Source organism: Variovorax sp. PMC12 (assembly GCF_003019815.1).
In the GTDB taxonomy this organism is placed as follows: Bacteria; Pseudomonadota; Gammaproteobacteria; order Burkholderiales; family Burkholderiaceae_C; genus Variovorax.
This window is the reverse complement of sequence record NZ_CP027773.1, coordinates 230,119-248,575: the sequence shown is the minus strand read 5'-3', so window position 1 is coordinate 248,575 and position 18,457 is coordinate 230,119. Positions and strand designations below refer to the sequence as shown.

At 64.2% G+C, this 18,457-nt stretch carries 8 protein-coding genes; 3 read left to right on the top strand and 5 right to left on the bottom strand.

The genetic code is table 11. From position 1 onward, the window contains the following. The first annotated feature begins 62 nt into the window (after positions 1 to 62). The gene (locus C4F17_RS01170) at positions 63 to 833 is read left to right on the top strand and encodes a DeoR/GlpR family DNA-binding transcription regulator (RefSeq protein ID WP_081267160.1); all 771 of its coding nucleotides are present in this window, start codon (positions 63 to 65) and stop codon (positions 831 to 833) included. 24 nt (positions 834 to 857) lie between these two features. Beyond that, positions 858 to 2,354 (top strand): glycerol kinase GlpK, encoded by a 1,497-nt coding sequence (gene glpK / locus C4F17_RS01165; protein ID WP_106933971.1) that lies wholly within the window; start codon positions 858 to 860, stop codon positions 2,352 to 2,354. Between the two features lie 25 nt (positions 2,355 to 2,379). On the opposite strand, the gene C4F17_RS01160 is transcribed toward glpK, so the two are convergent. Beyond that, positions 2,380 to 2,847, bottom strand: a complete 468-nt coding sequence (locus C4F17_RS01160) for an SH3 domain-containing protein (RefSeq protein WP_106933970.1) — start codon at positions 2,845 to 2,847, stop codon at positions 2,380 to 2,382. A gap of 250 nt (positions 2,848 to 3,097) precedes the next feature. On the opposite strand from C4F17_RS01160, the gene C4F17_RS01155 reads away from it, so the two are divergent. Further along, a complete protein-coding gene (locus tag C4F17_RS01155; RefSeq protein ID WP_409195809.1) occupies positions 3,098 to 4,732 on the top strand; it encodes a phosphoethanolamine transferase in 1,635 nt (544 codons plus the stop codon). A 28-nt stretch (positions 4,733 to 4,760) separates the two neighbouring features. Here the strand turns inward: C4F17_RS01155 and C4F17_RS01150 are convergent, their stop codons facing one another. The 4 genes from C4F17_RS01150 to C4F17_RS01135 form a co-directional block, all read right to left on the bottom strand. Continuing rightward, on the bottom strand, positions 4,761 to 6,476 hold the full coding sequence (locus tag C4F17_RS01150; protein WP_106933968.1) for a ShlB/FhaC/HecB family hemolysin secretion/activation protein: 1,716 nt from the start codon (positions 6,474 to 6,476) through the stop codon (positions 4,761 to 4,763). Between the two features lie 117 nt (positions 6,477 to 6,593). Beyond that, positions 6,594 to 7,316 carry a hypothetical protein gene (locus C4F17_RS01145; protein WP_234382479.1) on the bottom strand — a complete coding sequence of 241 codons (723 nt, stop codon included), beginning with the start codon at positions 7,314 to 7,316 and terminating at the stop codon, positions 6,594 to 6,596. Between the two features lie 19 nt (positions 7,317 to 7,335). Continuing rightward, positions 7,336 to 7,839, bottom strand: a complete 504-nt coding sequence (locus C4F17_RS01140; protein ID WP_234382990.1) for a contact-dependent growth inhibition system immunity protein — start codon at positions 7,837 to 7,839, stop codon at positions 7,336 to 7,338. Between the two features lie 15 nt (positions 7,840 to 7,854). Next, entirely contained in the window at positions 7,855 to 18,405 is a 10,551-nt protein-coding gene (locus tag C4F17_RS01135; RefSeq protein WP_106933966.1) for a two-partner secretion domain-containing protein, read from the bottom strand. Positions 18,406 to 18,457 lie beyond the last annotated feature (52 nt).

Sequence of the window (18,457 nt, the reverse complement as noted above, 5' to 3'; positions counted from 1 at the left end):
TCGTTTTAAATTGACGCGCACTGTAACCTTGCCGCAGTCTTCCTGCCCTTCGCGACGCCCCTGTGAACTCCAATCCCCGACAGATCAATCTCCTGGAAACCGTGCGCACGCGCGGCTCCGTCACCGTCGAAGAACTGGCCGAAATGCTCGGCGTCACGCTGCAGACGGTCCGCCGGGACGTGCAGCGGCTGGCCGACGAGGGATTGCTGACGCGCTTTCACGGCGGCGTGCGGGTGCCGAGCTCCACCACCGAGAACATCGGCTACCAGCAGCGTGAGACCCTGCACGCCGAGGGCAAGGCGCGCATCGCCCGCCGCGTGGCGGAGCTGGTGCCCAACGACTGCTCGCTGATCCTGAACATCGGCACCACCACCGAGGCCGTGGCCAAGGCGCTGCTGCGCCACACCGGCCTGCGCGTGATCACCAACAACCTGAACGTGGCCACCATCCTGAGCGGCAACAGCTCGTGCGAGGTGATCGTGGCCGGCGGCTCGGTGCGCCCGCGCGACCGCGCCATCGTGGGCGAGGCCACCATCGACTTCATCCGCCAGTTCAAGGTGGACATCGCGCTGATCGGCGTGTCGAGCATCGAGGCCGACGGCTCGCTGCGCGACTTCGACCTGCGCGAGGTGAAGGTGGCGCAGACCATCATCGCGCAGGCGCGCGAAGTGTGGCTCGCGGCCGACGCCAGCAAGTTCAACCGGCCCGCGATGATCCAGCTGGGCACGCTCTCGCAGATCGACCGGCTGTTCACCGACGCCGAGCCGCCGCCGCCCTTCCCCGACCTGCTGCTCGCGGCGCAGGTCCGGCTGGAGATCGCGCGCGACAACTGAAGAACAAAGAAACACGGAGACGACATGACGACCTACCTGCTGGCCCTGGACCAGGGTACTTCCAGCTCGCGCAGCATCGTGTTCGACCGCGAAGGCCGCATCGTGGCCATCGCGCAGAAAGAACTCACGCAGATCTATCCGCAGCCCGGCTGGGTCGAGCACGACCCGATGGAAATCTGGCACAGCCAGCTCGCCACCGCGCGCGAGGTGCTTGCAAAGGCCGGGCTGCAGGCCACCGACATCCACGCCATCGGCATCACCAACCAGCGCGAGACCACCGTGCTGTGGAACCGCAAGACGGGCCAGCCGGTGCACCACGCCATCGTCTGGCAGGACCGCCGCGCCGAGCCGCTGTGCGCGCAACTGCGCGAAGAAGGCATGAGCGACACCATCCGCCGGAAGACCGGCCTGGTGATCGACGCGTATTTCTCCGGCACCAAGCTGCGCTGGCTGCTCGACAACGTGCCCGGCGCGCGCGCGCAGGCGCAGAGCGGCGAACTGGCCTTCGGCACGATCGACAGCTGGCTCATCTGGCAGCTCACCGGCGGCAAGGCCCACGTGACGGACGTGAGCAACGCTTCGCGCACCATGCTCTTCAACGTGCATGACAACGCGTGGGACGCCGAGCTGCTGAAGGCGCTGGACATTCCCGCCGCGCTGATGCCGAAGGTGCAGCCATCGAGCTCGCACTTCGCCGATACCGACACCACGCTGCTGGGCCACACGCTGCCCATCGGCGGCGTGGCCGGCGACCAGCAGAGCGCCCTCTTCGGCCAGGCCTGCTTCGAGGCCGGCATGGCCAAGAACACCTACGGCACCGGCTGCTTCCTGCTGATGCACACCGGCGGCGCGTTCCAGCCCTCGCACAACGGCCTGCTCGTGACCAGCGCCGCGCAGACCGATGCGACGCCGCAGTACGCCATGGAAGGCAGCGTGTTCGTGGGCGGCGCGGTGGTGCAGTGGCTGCGCGACGGGCTCAAGGCCATCAAGGGCAGCGCCGAAGTGCAGTCGCTGGCCGAGAGCGTGCCCGACGCGGGCGGCGTGATGATGGTGCCGGCCTTCACCGGCCTGGGCGCGCCCTACTGGGACGCGGACGCGCGCGGCACGATCACCGGACTCACGCGCGGGACCACGGTCGCGCACATCGCGCGCGCCGCGCTGGAAAGCATCGCCTACCAGAGCGCCGCGCTGCTGCAGGCCATGAGCCGCGACGCCGTGGCCGCCGGCGGCAAGCCGGTGGCCGAACTGCGCGTGGACGGCGGCGCCAGCGTGAACGACCTGCTGATGCAGTTCCAGGCCGACCTGCTGGGCATTCCGGTGGTGCGGCCCGAAGTGGTCGAGACCACCGCGCTGGGCGCCGCCTACCTGGCGGGCCTGTCGACCGGCTTCTACAGCGACGCGCGCGAGCTTTCCAGGCTGTGGAAGGTGGAGCGCCGCTTCTTGCCGACCATGGGCCGCGCGCAGGCCGAGGAATCGATGGCGCGCTGGGAACGCGCGGTGCGCCAGGCCACCGCGACCTGAACGGCGGCCCGGCGCACGTCGCCGCTTACCAGCCCCAGGTCAGGCGCTTCTGCACCCAGCCGGTGGCGCCGCCCTCGTGCCGCACCTTGATCCAGTCGCCCCGGCGCTCGATGGTGCGCAGCACGTCGCCGTAGCCGGCCTTCTTCAATACGGGGCTGCGGGTGCTCGGCGCGCGCCGCAGGTTGGCGACCTTCGCCTTCACGACGTGGTGCGGCGTCTTGCTGGTCATGGGCCGGTAGACCCAGGCCTTGTCGTTCTCGAAGTCGCTGACCCTCAGCCAGTCGCCTTTCCTGCCGATCACGCGGAAGGGGTAGCCCTTGCTCACTGTCCAGTGCGTCTCGTAGCGCTGTCCGGGGCCGGTGCGCATGTTGAGCGTGGGAACGGCGGCACTGACCATCTGCGAGGACGGCGCCGCCGCGAACACGGACGGCGCGGCCACCCATGCGAGAAAGAATGCGAGCAGGAGCGCGGGCCATCGACTGAATCTATCCATGGAGCTGGGGTTCCTTTCTATCGAACGTAAGGAGTGAATGTCCGGCGGAGCCGGGCGAGCCCGTCTGGGCGCCCTCGGCTCAATAAGTTCCGCGGGGATTTCCCCGACAGCCTCCCTCCCCCACCTCTCCCCCCGCGAGCCCCGCTGCCTCATAGCCCCCTGCGCAGCCGGGGAGACTGCGGTGCCCTGCGCTTCGGCCGGGGCAGAATCCGCCCCGCCCATCCCTGTTCGCGCTGCCGGCGCTGCCCGCTTGACCTCCCTCCCCGCTGCCCCACCCCAGCCCCGCCACGGCGCATGGCTTGCCTGCGGCGTGGTCGGCGCCACCCTGCTGGCGCTGATCGCGCTGGGCCACGACGGCCGGCGCATCGCGCAGCTCGCGGTGCTGGCATTGCCGATGGTGCTGTGGCTCGCATGGCCGCTGCGCAGCGCGCGCATGCGTCGGCTGCGCACGGTGCTGGTCTGGCTCTGGGCCATGGGCTTTGCGCTGGACGCCACGGTGCGGGCCTACCTGCTCGACACCTATCAAGCCGCGCCCGACGGCGCGATGGTGCTTGGCGCGGCAGCCAACACCAACGCGCGCGAGAGCACGGAGTACCTGTGGATGCACTGGCGCTCGGCGGCCGTGTGGGGCGCCTTGCTGATCGCCTCGGGCCTGCTGGTGGGCATGTTCGCGCGGCGCGGCGCGGTGGCCCCGACAGCAGCGCGCCCCGCCCGCTGGATCACCGCGCTGCTGGCGCTGGCGCTGCTGGTGTCCTGCGTGGCCTATGCGAGCAAGCCGTGGAGGCGGCTGCATCCCGCGTTCTTCTGGACACAGTGGGCCCAGTCGCTGCGCACGCTGCAGGCCGCCTGGGCCGACCAGCAGCAGCAACGCGACCGCCTGACGGCGCAGGCCAAGGCCATTGCGCCCGTCATCACGCGGGCCGGGCCTTCCACCGTGGTGCTGGTCATCACCGACAGCATCAACCGCGACAACATGGGCCTGTACGGCTACGGCCGCCCGACCACGCCGCGCCTGCAGGCGCACAAGGCGCAGACCGGCGAGCAGATGGCGGTGCTGAAGAACGCATGGTCGGTGGACGCGAGCACCCTGCCCGCCTTGCGCAACATGTTCCGCTTCGGCCTGCCCGACAGCGAGAACCCGCCGCACGTGCTGGCACTGGCGCGCGCCGCGGGCTACAAGGTCTGGTGGATCAGCAACCACGACGACCTGGCCATCGAGCAGCAGCATGCGCGCTTCGCCGACGTGGTCGACATGGTCAACCGCACGCCGGGCCGCGCCAGCGCCTCGCTGGACGGCGAGGTGCTCGACTGCGTGCAGGAAGCGCTGGCCGACACCAGCACCGAGCGCAAGCTGATCGTGGTCCACCTGATGGGCGCGCATCCGCACTACAGCCTGCGCTTTCCGGCAAACGCCAACCCCTTCGACGACGACATCGACGCGGTGGAAAACGGCCTGGTGAAGAACGGCCGCTCCTCATGGGTGCGGCGCTTCCGCCAGGAGTACGACGCGGCGCTGCTTTATCACGACTTCGTGGTGTCCGAGCTGCTGCAGCAGACGCGCAGCGCGGGCAAGCCGCAGGACTACCGCGCATGGATGTACCTGTCGGACCACGGGCAGGAAGTGGGCCATGTGAGCGACCGGGCGGGCCACAGCCCCTCGACCGCGTCGGGCTACCGCATTCCGGCCGTGGTGTGGCGCAACCAGCAGCCGCTGCCGGCCAGCGAGATGCAGCAGCCGTTTCGCGCGGACTGGACCGGCTGGACCCTGATGGACCTGCTCCACATCCAGTGGAACGGGCAGAAGCCCGAGCGCGACGTGCTGGGCGGCGCCTACCGCTGGCAGGCGCCGGAGATTCCGGTGGCGGTGGAGTCGTTCTCGCGTTAGCTCGTAAGCTGCACAAGCACTTGACGCATCAGAAGCTCGCGTTGAGATTGAAACCCAGCGTGACCTTCGCTGTGCGATAGCCCTCCGGCTTGCTGATCGGCGCGCCGACGAAGAAGTCGTAGCTCAGCTTGCTCCACTGGCCGCGCACGCCGATGACGGCACCGGCCAGGCTGCGGCCGAGCAGGTCGACCGTCGAACGGCCGCCGACGTGGCCATAGTCGGCACCGACGTACAGCTCAGCCCCGCTTTGACCCACGGCCCAGCCGATGTCGTTGCGGATGAGCCAGCCGCGCTCGCCCATCAGGCTTGTCTCGCCGTCGAAACCGCGCACCGTGTAGCGCCCGCCGATGGCGAAGCGGTCTTGCGGCGTGAGTGGCGTGCGGTTCCACTGAGCGCGGATCAGGCCGGAGTAACGCAGCTTCTGTTCGCCAAGCTTGAATGGAGCGTTCAGGCTGATGTCGGCGGTGTAGAGCTTCAGGCGCGAGGTGCCCTCGCCGAACTCTTCTTCCGGCGCAGCGCGTGAACCAAAGCCGCCGGTGCCGCGTTTGTAGGCCAGCGTGCCTTCGAGCGTCGCCTCGCCGATGAACTCCTTGTGGTTCAGGCTGAACTCCCAGCCGCCGACCACGCGGTGCTGCACCTCGACCTCGGTGTCGTCCACGAAGTTGCGCGACTCGCGGCGCCAGCCCTTGACGGCCACCGTGGTCTTGCGGCGCTGGTCGCGGTAGAGCAGGCGCGAGAGCTTGACCTCCGCGTTGTTGGACTTGCCAGCGTAGACGTAGTCCTGGTTCAGGCCGGTCACGCTCTGGTGGTACTGGCTGTTGGAGGCCGTGAGGCCCAGCAGCCAGTAGCCATAAGGCAGCGAGTAGTGAACGGTCTGGCCTTCGGTGCCCTTGGCCGGATCGCTGAACACGTGGTTGTTGACGTTGTGGTTGGCGCTGACGTAGAACAGGTCGTTCAAGCCGAAGGGGTTGTCCAAAGACAGGGTGGCGCCGGCCTGATATCGGCCGGTGGCTTCGGTGCCGCTGTCGTCGAGGCTCAAGGTGGCGCGCCATTTCTTGGACTGGACGTACTTGACGACGAGATCGCTGTCGCCGGGCTTGGCATTGGGCGCAGTCGAAGGCTCGATCTGGATATCGGCTTCGACGGTGGGGGCGCGCTTCAAGTTCTCCAGGCCCTGCTCGATGTCGCGCAGGTTCAAGAGGTCGCCGGGGCGCGCGGGGATGGCCGTTGCCAGCAAGGCGGAACTGCCAAGTAGCGCGGAGGAAGAATCAGACGTCGTGCGGATGGCTGCGATGCGGCCGGGGACCAGCGAGAGGGTCAGCGCGCCGGCAGAGAGATCCTGCGGCGCGGCCAGCACACGGGTGGTAACAAAGCCGCGAGCAATGACGGCTTGCTGCGCACGCGCCAGTACCACATTGACGCCGGCAGTACCGAGGCAACGGCCGACCGGCGAATCATTGCCCTCAGGGCCGGACAGATCGGCAACGGCCCATTGGAAAGATTCTGACTGTTCGCCGACCAGCAACACGCGGTCGATGCGGAAGCACGGCGACTCGGATTCGGGAATGCGCTGCGCCGGAGTTGGTGGTGCAGCCTGCGGACGCTGGTCGACGGTGCGTTCGTTCTGCTCACGCAGGGCACGCTCACGCTCTTGCTGGCGCTGCTGCTCGACGAAGGGTTGTGGCGTGCTTGGCACCTGGGCTTGAGCCAGCAAATGTCCACCAATCAGCACGCCGGCCAACACGGCACGCGAATACGTTTTCAATTTCTCTCCCTGATTGTTTTTGTCTGCTTGCACCACACAAAGGTGATGCAAGCAGTGCCAAGAGTCGCGCGTGTCGATCCTCGCTCGACCTCGGACTCAAGGTCCTGCCGACCGAACCACCACCGCACCTGGTGAGACCTGCGCGCGAATGTTCTGAGCAATTCTTGCCGCCAGCGCATTGACAGCATGGTCGTAGCTCTGAGCAACCTCCTGCGGATGCTCAAACAGTTCATTGAAGCTTGACCAGTGATGGTCAGGGTTCGCAGGCACGCTCCACGACGCCTTGTTGTTTGTCGCGTCAGCACCGTAGTAAAGCGTTTCGCTGTAGAGGCTATCTTCCGTCTCGCCCCGAACCAGATAGGCACTCAGGTTGACGCGCGGAACATAGTCTCTTGAGAAGCGAGCGGAAAACATGCCGACCTCGTTGAGGTAGACGCGCAGCACTGCCTCGGTCGGAGGCAGCTTGCTTTCATCAATTGCAGACTGCGCTGCTCGCTCCGATGCGCCTTCGACCACCTGTGCTTCATAGCCTTGCGCAGTCAACTGCCGAACCAATGCTGCCGTGAGCTTCGGCCCCATGTCTTTTCGCGTGGCTTCCATGCGTTCATTGAAGTCTGAACTCTTGATGCGGTCTGCCAGCGACTGCCACAGCACGCCGAGCGGGATGCCCTTGTTCTCGGTATGCATCTTATCGATGGGCGCCACGGGAACCACCACCACGCGTGCCACCGGAGGCTGCTGCACAGGCGTGACAGGCGATCGGGCACAACCTACCAAAAGGCCGAATGTCAGAAGAGCGGTTAAGAGCTTGATACGCATGGAAACTTTGATCAACGCACTACTGCTCGCATCGACTGAAGGCTGCTCGCAATGTTTGACCAATCTTCTCAACTGGGCTATCGATTGCAACAAAAGAATCCTGAATTCCGTCGCCTTTTTCGCGCCCCCAAAGCTCTAATTTTTTATGAATCGTGGGAGATATCTTTATCTCATCAGCGACCATCGAGACATTGCAAAGCAACATCTTTTTAAACAGTGAATTTTTGTTTTTGTATTGATATTTCTCAAGGAGCGAGGCTACCCAAGCCGCGTAGCTTGCCGCAATCCTCGCTGGATCAAAGAGACGATCAAATTCTTCCGAATTTTCTGGCGTTACGAAACGACTTTGTGTCAAAGCCTCAACGACCGCCTGCCCCAACTCTTCATCTGTAGCACCAGCAGCCATTTGACATTGATATCGCTCTGCATCACTTACGCAGCTTCGATATCCTGATTTAGCTTCGACAAGAAAAAAATCACCATTAAAAAACGCTGAAGCCCATTTTTCATGCACTGGATCCACAATCAAATACCTCTTCTAATGAATTGCCGATACGATCACTTTGACGCCCACGGACTGACCATACGAGATTGCATTAAATATCTGCCCCCACTGCGCCGGGGTTGTGGCGGCGGGCACAGCAATCACCAACTCTCGTCCGACTATTTTACTTGAGTCTAGAGTCACCCCGCTCAATGTGGCATCGGTGAAATTGGCTGCAGCATCGACATTTTTCTTGATTGAATAATAAACGCTGGTTGGGTCTTTTATTTTTGCAGCAGTAAGCGTATCAAGAGTCTTTGCGCTGGTCGCAATACCGGTTCTTGGGTCGAAGAAATCAAATACATCAAAATTCTGGGGCAACCTTGCATTGGCAGGCATCTGCGTCGCTATATAGTCCTCCCAAGGCATGCCCTGCGCTTGATTTCCTCTACCCCACGTAATCCTGATATTGCTGTTGTCCACCGCGGCAGTCCATGGTGGCAGTGGACTCGGAGGCACATCGACGATCTGTCCTGTCCCAGACAGCACTTTTACCTCACCTGTCGTGGTGTCCACAATGCCGCGAGAGCGCGCCGGCAGACCGGGCAAATTGAAAGCGTCATAGCCCGCAGGCGCTTTCCAAGCCGCAGAACCGGCACCGACCTCCGCGGCGCTCTCAGATGCCGCCCGTGCAGAGCTCAACGCCTCGGGCACGAATATCCGCGTCTCTCTGCCAGCACTACCGAGAACCTCGATCAATCGAATCCCACCACGAGCCAACCCGTACGCCAGGAGCGCTACATCTTCGGGCCCCATCCCGGCCTGAAGCGCTTGTGCGTTGACCTGCGCGGTGCTCCATGCTTGCCTGAGCGTGGCATCGTCACACACGTAGGGACCATTGCCGCACCCCAAAGCTGCTATCTCTTTGTTGATGAATTCCACAACTTTGGAGCAGTCCACGGTGCAACTGCTGGCCAACGCAGTAACGCGTTGATCGCGCCGGAAGTCCAAATTGTCGAGCCGAGCGGCCTCAGCGCAGGCTTTGTCGTTGCCGCTGTAGCAATCGGCGCGCGCCTTTTTCCGAGCGACATCCTCGTCATGGCTCAAATAGTTGTTTGCCGCCGCATTGGACCCTGCTTGGCTGCCTAGATTGATCTGCGCAGCATCGCCTCCCGTAATGGCAACCGCAAGCCCGGAAATCATGGCTGCAAACTGAGTCGTGTCCGCGCGTTTGCCATAGGTCTCTGCAGCCAGTTCGCCAATGGCGGCTCCCAGGGCACCAGCACCACACCCAGCCGCGTTGTCCGCACGCGCAGCCCCGACCATGCATCCAGCAATCGCATGGGCGACCTTGTTGGTGAAATCGTCAATGACGCCAGCCTGTGTGAGATTCCCAATCTCATACGCCGTCTGAGCAGCCACAGTGTCGAGAATGGCGTTTTCGAGGCTTTCCTTCAGGTTCTTCTCGAAGCTCCCCCCGTTGATAGCCGTTCCGATCACCGCCCGTGCCGCGCTTGCGATCAGGTTCTGCCGCAACTGATCAACAAATGGCTGCGCTCCGCCATTGAGCGTAGGTGAACCAGTCGGATTGAGATCCATCACCCCGAGAACGCCCCCGGTGACGATGGCCGTCAGCAGGTTCTTCACATTGGCGCTGCTGCCCAGATCGTGCAGAGCGGCCGCCAGATCGCCTTGGTTATTGATGAGAGCGACTGCGGCTTGGCCGGCCAACGCTGAAATGCCTGCTGTGACGGCGCCGCTCACCACAGTGGAAACGGTGAAACCCGTGGACGCTATGAATCCCCCCTCGCCCAGGACAGCCACGCCACCGTTCACGGCCGTACCCGCCGCCTCGCCAGCAGCAGCACCAAGCTCGGAAGCCGCGCCTGCGGTGAAGTACGCGGCCACGATCGTCACAATGGCCGCCCCCTCCGGCGTGAGCCCCTGCTGGTCGTAGTTCCAGTTCTTGTGAGCCTCCTCAACCCTTTGCCAGTCGATCTTGTCCTTGAGCTTGGGATCGTTCGTCAGCTGGTCCACCCATCCCATGCCCGGCTGCTTGGCCAACTGCTCGACGCTGTCCCTGGCGCCCAGACCAGCCTGGATGTGGTTTGCAGTGACCGTCAGGTTGCCAGAATTGAACTGGTTGTAGTTGGTGGTCTGGTCGCTTTGCCCCTTGTCCTTGTTCTTTTGGTAGGCCAAGTCACGACCTTGACTCGTGGTCTGCTCGCTGTGCTCGGTGGTCTGAGTGCCAAGAAGGAGCTGATCGGCTTGCAAGGTCAGCGTGCCGGGCGTGTTCACCGTCGTACCGGCCATGGCCAGCGTATCGACGGCCTCGATAGACACGTTCGCCCCGTTGAGGGTCGTGCGCGTCAGGCTGCTGTCTTCGACCTTGGTCTCGGTCGCCTTGCGGGCGTTGATGCCTGTGCTGGGGTCATGCCAGAGGATCTGGCCCGGTTCAATGCCCCTGGTGCGCGAATTGGTCGACCCAGTGACCGAGCTGCTGTTGGTCGCGGCCTGAATGACGACATTGCCGCCTTTGATGCTGATGTCCTTGGCCGCATCGACTTGCACACCTTGGAGAAAGACGCTGCCTCCCTGGAGCAGCACGCCCCCCTGGCTGCTGGTGATCGTGCTTGCGGACGCCGTGTCAGTCTGGACGCTAGCGCTTGTGGTGGTGGCCTTGCCATAGGGCAGCGACGGCATGGTCGGCGTACCAGCAAGCAATCCTGTCAGGCCGCCGATGCCTTTCTTGTTGCTCTGCAATTCGGCGCTGACGCTGCCGGTGTTACGGCCCTCGACGATGGCGAGGTTTCTGGTGGCGCTGATCGCCACACCCTGCGTACCGCTGATGTGCGAGCCTTCAATGCCGATGTCTCTACCGGCATCCATGGACACGACTCCGCCCGAGAATCGGCTACCCACGCTGGCCCTGAAGTTGTATTCGCCGGAGAGCGTGTTGTCGGTCCGGCTGAAGAGCCCCTTTTCCTTCCACTCGCGCATGAAAGCGCCCGACACATCGATCTGCCCCGCCGCGATGTTGATGTCGCGGTCGGCGTGCATGCTCAACAGGCCGTTGCCTGCATCGACCGTCGCCTGCCGGGCGTTGATGTCGCGGCCGGCATTCAGGAGCGTAGTCCCGTTGGTCGTGATCGTCGTGCCGACTTCCTTGTTTGTGATGGAGTAGCCGCTCCATTTTTCGCCCAGGGCGAGGATCGCCGAGGACGTCGTAACGGTCCCAAGGTTGATGTCGTTCTTTGCCGTGAAGGAAGTGAGACCACCTCCTCCTTGGTTGGATACGATGGCACCGACCAGATTGATATCGCGCCCGGCGCTGGCGACCAGCGTGCCGCCGGGGTTCGTCACATACAGGCCTGCGACACGGTCGATGCCCGTGTTGCCGAGTGGACCGGAGGCCGTCGTCGTGCGGACGTTGATGTCACGCCCGGCCTCCAGCGTCAGCTTGTCCCGAGCATCGATCACGCCGCCGAGGTTGTTGATGTCGAGCTGGGCCTTCAGCCCCACCTGACCACCGCTGATGCGGCCGCCCAGGTTGTCGATGGTGTTGGCGTTGATGCTGACCAACTGGCGACCGGCGATGGTGCCCGTGTTGACCAGGTTGTTGTCCTTGCCATCGATCTTGACCTGGTTGCCCGCCAGCAGCGCCCCCGATCCGTCAATGTCGCCGGGCCGCACGCGCACATAGACCTGCGGCACCAGAACGCGCTGCGTCGTCCCGTCTGGCAAGGTCACGGTCTGCTCGACCAGCCAAACGATGTCGCTGGTGAGCTGAGCCATCTGCGCTGCCGTCAGTGCGACTCCGGGGCGCAGGCCGTATTGCTGTGCGAAGGTCGCGCCCGCGTTCATCAGCGCCGCGTATTGTTCCTCATCGTTGCTGTAGCCGTCCAGGTAACGATAGCCCGTGAGTTGGGCAACCTGTTCGCGAATGAGCTTCTGCTCGTAGAAGCCATCGCCCAGCCGCTTGAGGATGTGGTTGGGGTCAAGACTGAGGCTGTTCAACAGGTAGTCGCTGCTGAGCCAATTGCGGTAATTGGCAAAGCGCGGATCAGTCTCGACCAAGTAGCTCCCGCCCGTACGAATGCTGAACAGGCTGGCCGTGGGTATGCCGATGCCTGGCGTGCTGGTTCGCACCACCATCGGCACGGTCCGGCTCGCACCGGCTTGGGCCGACGAATCCGCCCCCTGTGCCGGCCCACTCACGGCAACATTCGTAGTGCTCGTGCCAGCAACTGTTCCTGCCGTGCCGACAGGTCCGCTTGCGCCTGACGCTCCGCCCGCACGCTGGCCGTCGGCCCTGATCACGCCCCCAACATTGGCAGCGACTTCAACTACGACGCCCGGGCCGCTTCCACCGTTGACAGCCCCGGCGCCACTTGCGTTGCCCGTCGCACCGCCAACAGGTGCGACCCCGGCGTTGAAGCCTTGACTGGCGTTGATGTGTTCCTGGTACTTGTACGCGCCCAGAGAGACCGATGTCGGGGCGGCAAAGAGCGGAATGTTTACGCCCTGGACCGCGCCTTGGTTGTCGATCACATTCGCAAGGCCCGTGACTGTGCGCTGGCCGTTCAGCTGACTTGATTGGTAGCTGGTCGCGGTGATCGTTCCGCCAGCCAGAACCTGGCCGTTCTCGTTGTAGAGACGCCCATTGACGCTCAGGTTTCCGCCCGCCACAAGGCGAGCAGGGTCGATGTTGATCGCGGTGTCTTCAGTGGTCGTGAGGTTGTTGGTCCAGATGGCATAGCCGCCGATACCGACGAGTTCGCCGGTGTCTTTCCGGAACACGGAGCCGCTGGCCGGATCGACATTGACTTCGTTCAAGGGGTAAGTCGTGGTCCTGCCTACACCGCTGCCCACGAGCGTCTTGGGGGCGATGCCGGTCAGCACTTCAGACGTCACCTTCGGCGTACCCATCTGAATGTGCACGTCCCTGTTGTTGACGTTGGCCATCGATATGGTCATGTCGCCCAGAGATTCGATGTCGGCGCTCAGGTTATCGAGCGTGCCGCCTTGGCCAGTGGCCTGGCGGTTGGCATTTAGGCCTCCTCCGATGAACATGTCACCCGAGCTGAAAATCAGTGCGTGCTCGCGGTTCGTGATGGAGCCTGCGCCCATGTCCAAGGTGTCGCGCGCCGCAATGGTCGCGGCCTTTGTCACGCCATTGGCAGTCTCCGCACCATTCTCGAGCGCGCCCACGCCAATGGAAATTGCGTCGCCGTAAATTCGACCCGTGCCGATGTTCTTTAGCGTGCCGGCGTTGATCTGCGTTGCACCTCGGCTGTCGATCAGGCCTCGATTGGTCAGCGTACCGCTAGCGTTTACCACGGTATTCGGACCGGACATCTCCGCATTGGCGGTGTTGTCGACGTTGTTGCCGCCTACCGTGAGGGTCTGGCCGGCCAGCAGCTTGCCGTTGTTGGTGAAGTTGCCTGTGGTGGTGTAGCTCAGGTTTCCATTGGCACTCACCTCGCCGTTGTTGACGATGTCCTGCTTGAGTGCAATGCCCAGGTCCTTGCCCGACACAGCCCTGCCGTCGCCGCTGAAGGTGGCTGCATCGATCTTCAGGCTCTTGTCGGCCACCAACGTGCCGTTGGTGTTCACGAGGTTCAGCGTCTTGGCACCGGGATTCGCGGCATTCGGATCGACGACAGCCAGCGTATCGCCGGCCGAGACCAGCCCGCTCTTATTGCTGACAGTCCCTCCGCTGGTGATGGTGGCGTTGACATCGGCGCGGATCGCCCCCGCGTCGTTGTTCAGCGCACCGGTGCCGATGACGACGTTCTTGCCTTCAATGCCTTGGTCGGTGCCCTGGGTATTGGTGTTGACGATGGAGCCGGCATTCAGCGTCGTCGTGGCCAGCGAGCGCACAAGGCCGCTCGAGTTCTGGATGTCTGAAGCATTGATCGAGACATTGCCCGCTGCCTGTGTTTTACCGCCGTTGTTCTTGTAGCTCGCGCCATGCGTGTTGATGGACACCGCGGACTGGCCAAGCACCAGGCCACCGCCGGTGTTGGTGAATGCCAGTGTGTCGGCGGTCAGCGCATTCTTCGAGCCGACGAAGCCGGCTGTGTTGTTCAGCGCGCCCGTCTTCAGGTCGAGTGTGTCCGCGCTGGTGATGCCGCCCTGCTGGTTGCTGTAGCTCGACGCATTGGTGTTGCTCAGGCTCTGACCATTTGTGTTGATGGTCATCGCGCCACCCGACTGGATCAATCCGGCGTCGTTGGTCAGAGCGCCGGAGCTGATGGCAACCGTCGTGGTTGCGGCCATCGTGCCGCTCGCACCGTTGTCCAGCGCGTTGCCGCGGGTGTCCACGCTCAGACTGTCACCGAACACCTTGCCCGATCGGTTCAGCAGTCCCCCATTGCTCAAGGTGGTGATTGCGCCTGCTTGCAGGGTGCCACTGTTGTTGATCGTCTGGCCCATCGTCGTGACAGCCAGCTTGCCGTTGACTGCGGCGGTAGTTCCCGCGCTGTTGTCCAGGCTGGCGGCGCCAACCGTGGTGTTGCCGTTGGCCGCGAGCGTGCCACCGACGTTCGTTGCAGTGCCTGCGATGGTGGCGCCGAGGTCACCGACCGCAGTTACGCTGCCAGCGTTGTTGTTGAGGCTGCCTGCTGCGATCGTGGTGTTGCCGCCTGCGCCGATCACACCCTTGCTGCTGTTGTCGAGAAGGCCGCCGACGTTCAGGCCGAGGCTGGAAGCCTCCGCGGCGCGAATGGAGCCGCCTCTATTCAACAAGCCGCCTGCGCGAATGCTTATGTTGCCGTTGCTGGCAATGACACCCGCGTTGCTGTTGTCCAGCGCACCGACCACGGTGATGCGCGTCGCATCGCTGCCGGTCTGGACAATCTGGCCACCGCGATTGCTCAGCGAGGCTGCGTCGATGGTGATTTGTTTGGCGCTGGTTGCTGCCTTGCTACCGTCCTGGTTGAAAGCCCCTGTCATGGCGACGACCAGGGCGTTGTTCGTCGTGATCTGGCCGTTGGCGCCATCGAAGCTGCCGCCTGCGATGGTCAAGGTGCCGTTGCCCGCATGCTCGATCCTGCCGGCGTTGTTCGTCGCCGCCCCCACCTGCAGAGTCAGGTCCTGACCATTGCTGGCAATGCGCGAACCATCGTTGTTCAACGTGCCGCTCACGGCGATGGTGGTCGCGCCCGCGCCGGTCTGCACAATCTCGCCAGCATTCGTATTGGCGATGTTCGACGCGCTGATCTGGAGTTGACGCGCGTTGAGCTGACCAACCTCGTTGACAAGGGTTTGCGCAGAGTTGCCGGTGGCGGTGATCACCAGCACGCCGGGGGTAAACACCTTGGCCTTGCTGGTGATGACATCGCCCTGCGTGGCCGTGATCGCAATGTTCGCGGCGCTGGTCTGGCTGGCCGAAAGATCGACGCTCGCGCCTTGCAAGGTGGTGTTGCCGGCCGCGAGATTAGTTCCCATCGCCACGAGCGCGCCGCTGGCGCTCACGCGGAGGACCCCCGTTGCGCCGAGCTTGCCATCGCTCTCGATGCCGGCCCCCATCACACCCGAACTGCCGCCTTGCACACTGCCAGCTGCGACGCTGGTGTTGCGTCTCGCGGTGATGCTGCCATCGTTGGCCAGTTGCCCGTCCACCAACAAGCTGGCGTCATTGCCACCGCGCAGGCTCCCTGCATTGGAGAGGCTGCCTGCCTTGACCGTCAGATTGGTTGCTGCTGCGACATAACCAGAGGCATTGGCCAGCGCGCCGCTCACGTTCAATTGCGCCGCGGCCTGGGTCGACTGGATCGAGCCCTTGTCGTTGCCAAGAGAGCCCGCACCGAGCACAAGCGCTTGGTTGGCGACCAGCGTACCCGTCGTATTCGTCACGGCGCCTTGAACTTGGGCCGTGAGCGTGTTCAGCGCGGAAACGGTGCCGCCCGTGTTGTCCAGGCTTGCGGCAGTCAGCGTGGTGCTGCGGTTCGCGGCAACGGTGCCGCCTTGGTTGCTGGTCGCTCCGCTCGTGGTGCTCGACACATCCCCCGCAGCCGTGAGGCGGCCCGCATCGTTGTCGAGGCTGCCCGCCTTAAGCGCGGCGTTGCCGCCGGCGCTCATCTCGCCTTGGCGGTTGTCCACCAGGCCTGCTACCGTGACCGTCAGGTCCGACGTCTGGGCCGCGCGAAGAGTGCCGCCCTTGTTGGTCAGGCTGGCAGCGGCGAGGTCGAGGCCGCCATTGCTCGCCAGCGTTGCACCGCTGTTGTCGATGGCCCCTGATGTCACGATGCGGGTGACGCCGGCGCCTGTCTGCACGATCTCGCCGCCGCCGGTGTTGGCGATGTTCGAGACGCTCAGGTTGAGCTGGCCGGCGTTGAGTTGGCCGCCCTCGTTGACCAGCGTCTGGCCGGGCTGGGCATTGGCGGTGATGCTCAAGGTACCTGGCGTGACGACGGAGGCCTTGCTCGTCACGACATTGCCCTGCGTCGCAGTGACCACGACATCGGCGGCGCTGGTCTGGCTCCTCGATAGATCGACGCTTGCGCCCTGCAGCGTGGCGTTGCCCGCCGCGAGGTTGGTGCCGTTGGCAGCCAATGCGCCGCTGACGGTCATGCGCAGGTCGCCAGTACCGCCGAGCTTCCCGTCGCTCTGCACGCCCGCGCCGAACACGCTGGCCGAGCCCCCTTGAACGCTCCCTGCGGTAATTGTCGTGTTGCGGCCCGCTGTGACATTGCCGTCGTTGGTCAGCGCCGTACCGACCGCGATGTTCGCGTCATTAGCACCGCGCATGCTGCCGCTGTTGGCGAGCGAACCGGCCTGGACGTTCACGTCGGTGGCCGCATCGATGCTGCCCCCGCTACCGTTGCTCAGCACGCTGGTCACGCCAAGTTGAACGCTGGACTGCGCCGACTGAATGCTGCCCTGGGTGTTCTGCAGCGAGCCGGCGTTCAGCGTCAGCGCCTGATTGGACGTCAGAGTGCCGCTGTTGTTGATGCTGGCCCCCGCGACCTTCGCGCTCATCGCACCCGCGGCCGATAGCGAGCCGCGTGTGTTCTCGAGCATGCCGCCGACCGTGAGGCCGGTATCGGTTGCACTGCTCAACACGCCGTCGGTATTGAGCAGATCGCCGGAGGTGGCGATGTTCAGACTGCCCGCATTGAGCTTGCCACCCGTGTTGTCGAACGTACCGACGTTCGCCCCGAAGCTTTGGCTGACATTGAGCGTACCGCCCGCATTGCTGAAGCTCGGCCCCGCGACAGCCATCGTCGCCACATTGAGCGAGCCCCCCGCGTTGTTGACCTGCGGTGTGTTGAGCGTGATGGGACCGCCCGCGTAGATCTTGCCGCCGTCGTTGGAGATGGTGCCGCCTGCGGCGATGAGGCCTGGTGCGGGTGGTGTGTAGTTCGCCGGGGTGGAACTACCCCCGGTGCTGGTGCCGCCTGCGTCCGTTGTCGATGGTGTGGCCGTGCCCCCACCGCTGCTCGGCATCGAGGCCTCTGGAGTTGCGGTTCCGCCGCCACTTGCACCGCTACTCACGGGCTCGGCACCGACCACTCCACCATTGGTATTGCTCAGGACCGGCGAAGCAATCGTCAGGCCCGCCGAACTGCCCTGGCGGATCGTGCCGCCACGGTTGGAGATGTCACCAGGCGTGGTCAGTTCAACGCGCTGCCCTTCCAGCGTGCCGATGTTCTCCAGCCGCCCCGCCGCCGTGACGACAAGCCCCCCGGCACCAGCGCCGATGCTGCCCGCGTTGCGTACGCCCAGGCCCGCTTCGCTTCCGATCAGGACGATCTTGTTTGCGTACATGCCGCCCAAGGCAGCGACGTCGAGCGCAAATGTCGGCGCAGTGCCAGTACCTGTCGTGGGCGTGATCTGGCTATGGTCCGCGCTGATTTGGTTCGCACCAGTCACCACCTTGAGCTCGCTGGCCCAGATGCTCGCATTGGCCTGCACGGCGCGCGCGAGGATGGCGGCGTAGTCGGTCTTGCTGGCATCGAGGCCCGCGCCGTCGATGGTGACGGTGCCGCCACGAACCAGGAAACTGTCGAGACCGCCCACGGCGTTGAACTGCGGCGTGCCGGTGGTGAGCGTGGCGCGGCTGGCATTGATGAAGCCGCCGCCGTCGACGCTGATGCCTGCCGGGTTCGCGATGATCACTTCCGCGCGCTGCCCACCCACTTCGATGTAGCCGCGCAGCTGGCTGGGCGTTCCGCCGTTGACCTCGTTGAGGATGATGCGCGCCGGGCCCGTCGCCAGATTGGGGTTGCCCTGAACGAACCCACCCAGTTGGGTCTGCACGTTCACCCGGCTGTTGTTCAGGATGGCGCCGTTCGCGCCGACGCTGAACTGGTTGTAGACGTTGCGCGAGACGCCCGCGGAGGAAGGGGTCTGGATGTTGACCAGCGGCACGCCATTGGGGGCCGTCAGCACAGTCGGCCGCAGGTTGCCGGGGACGTTCGGGGCTCCGGCGATCTGGCCGTGTGCGGCACCTGCGATCAGTACACCTGCGAGTGCTGCAGCACCTGCGGCGGTCGTCGCCCTGCTAGCGCCCTTCCCAATACTGGTGGCCGTTTCCTGGACCACCATGCGCATCCCTCTGGCCGCGTTGAATACCACGCGGTGCAAGTGCCGATTCATCGCTCACACTCCCTCACAGTTGTCATAGCTCAGCATCATTTGTGACCAAATG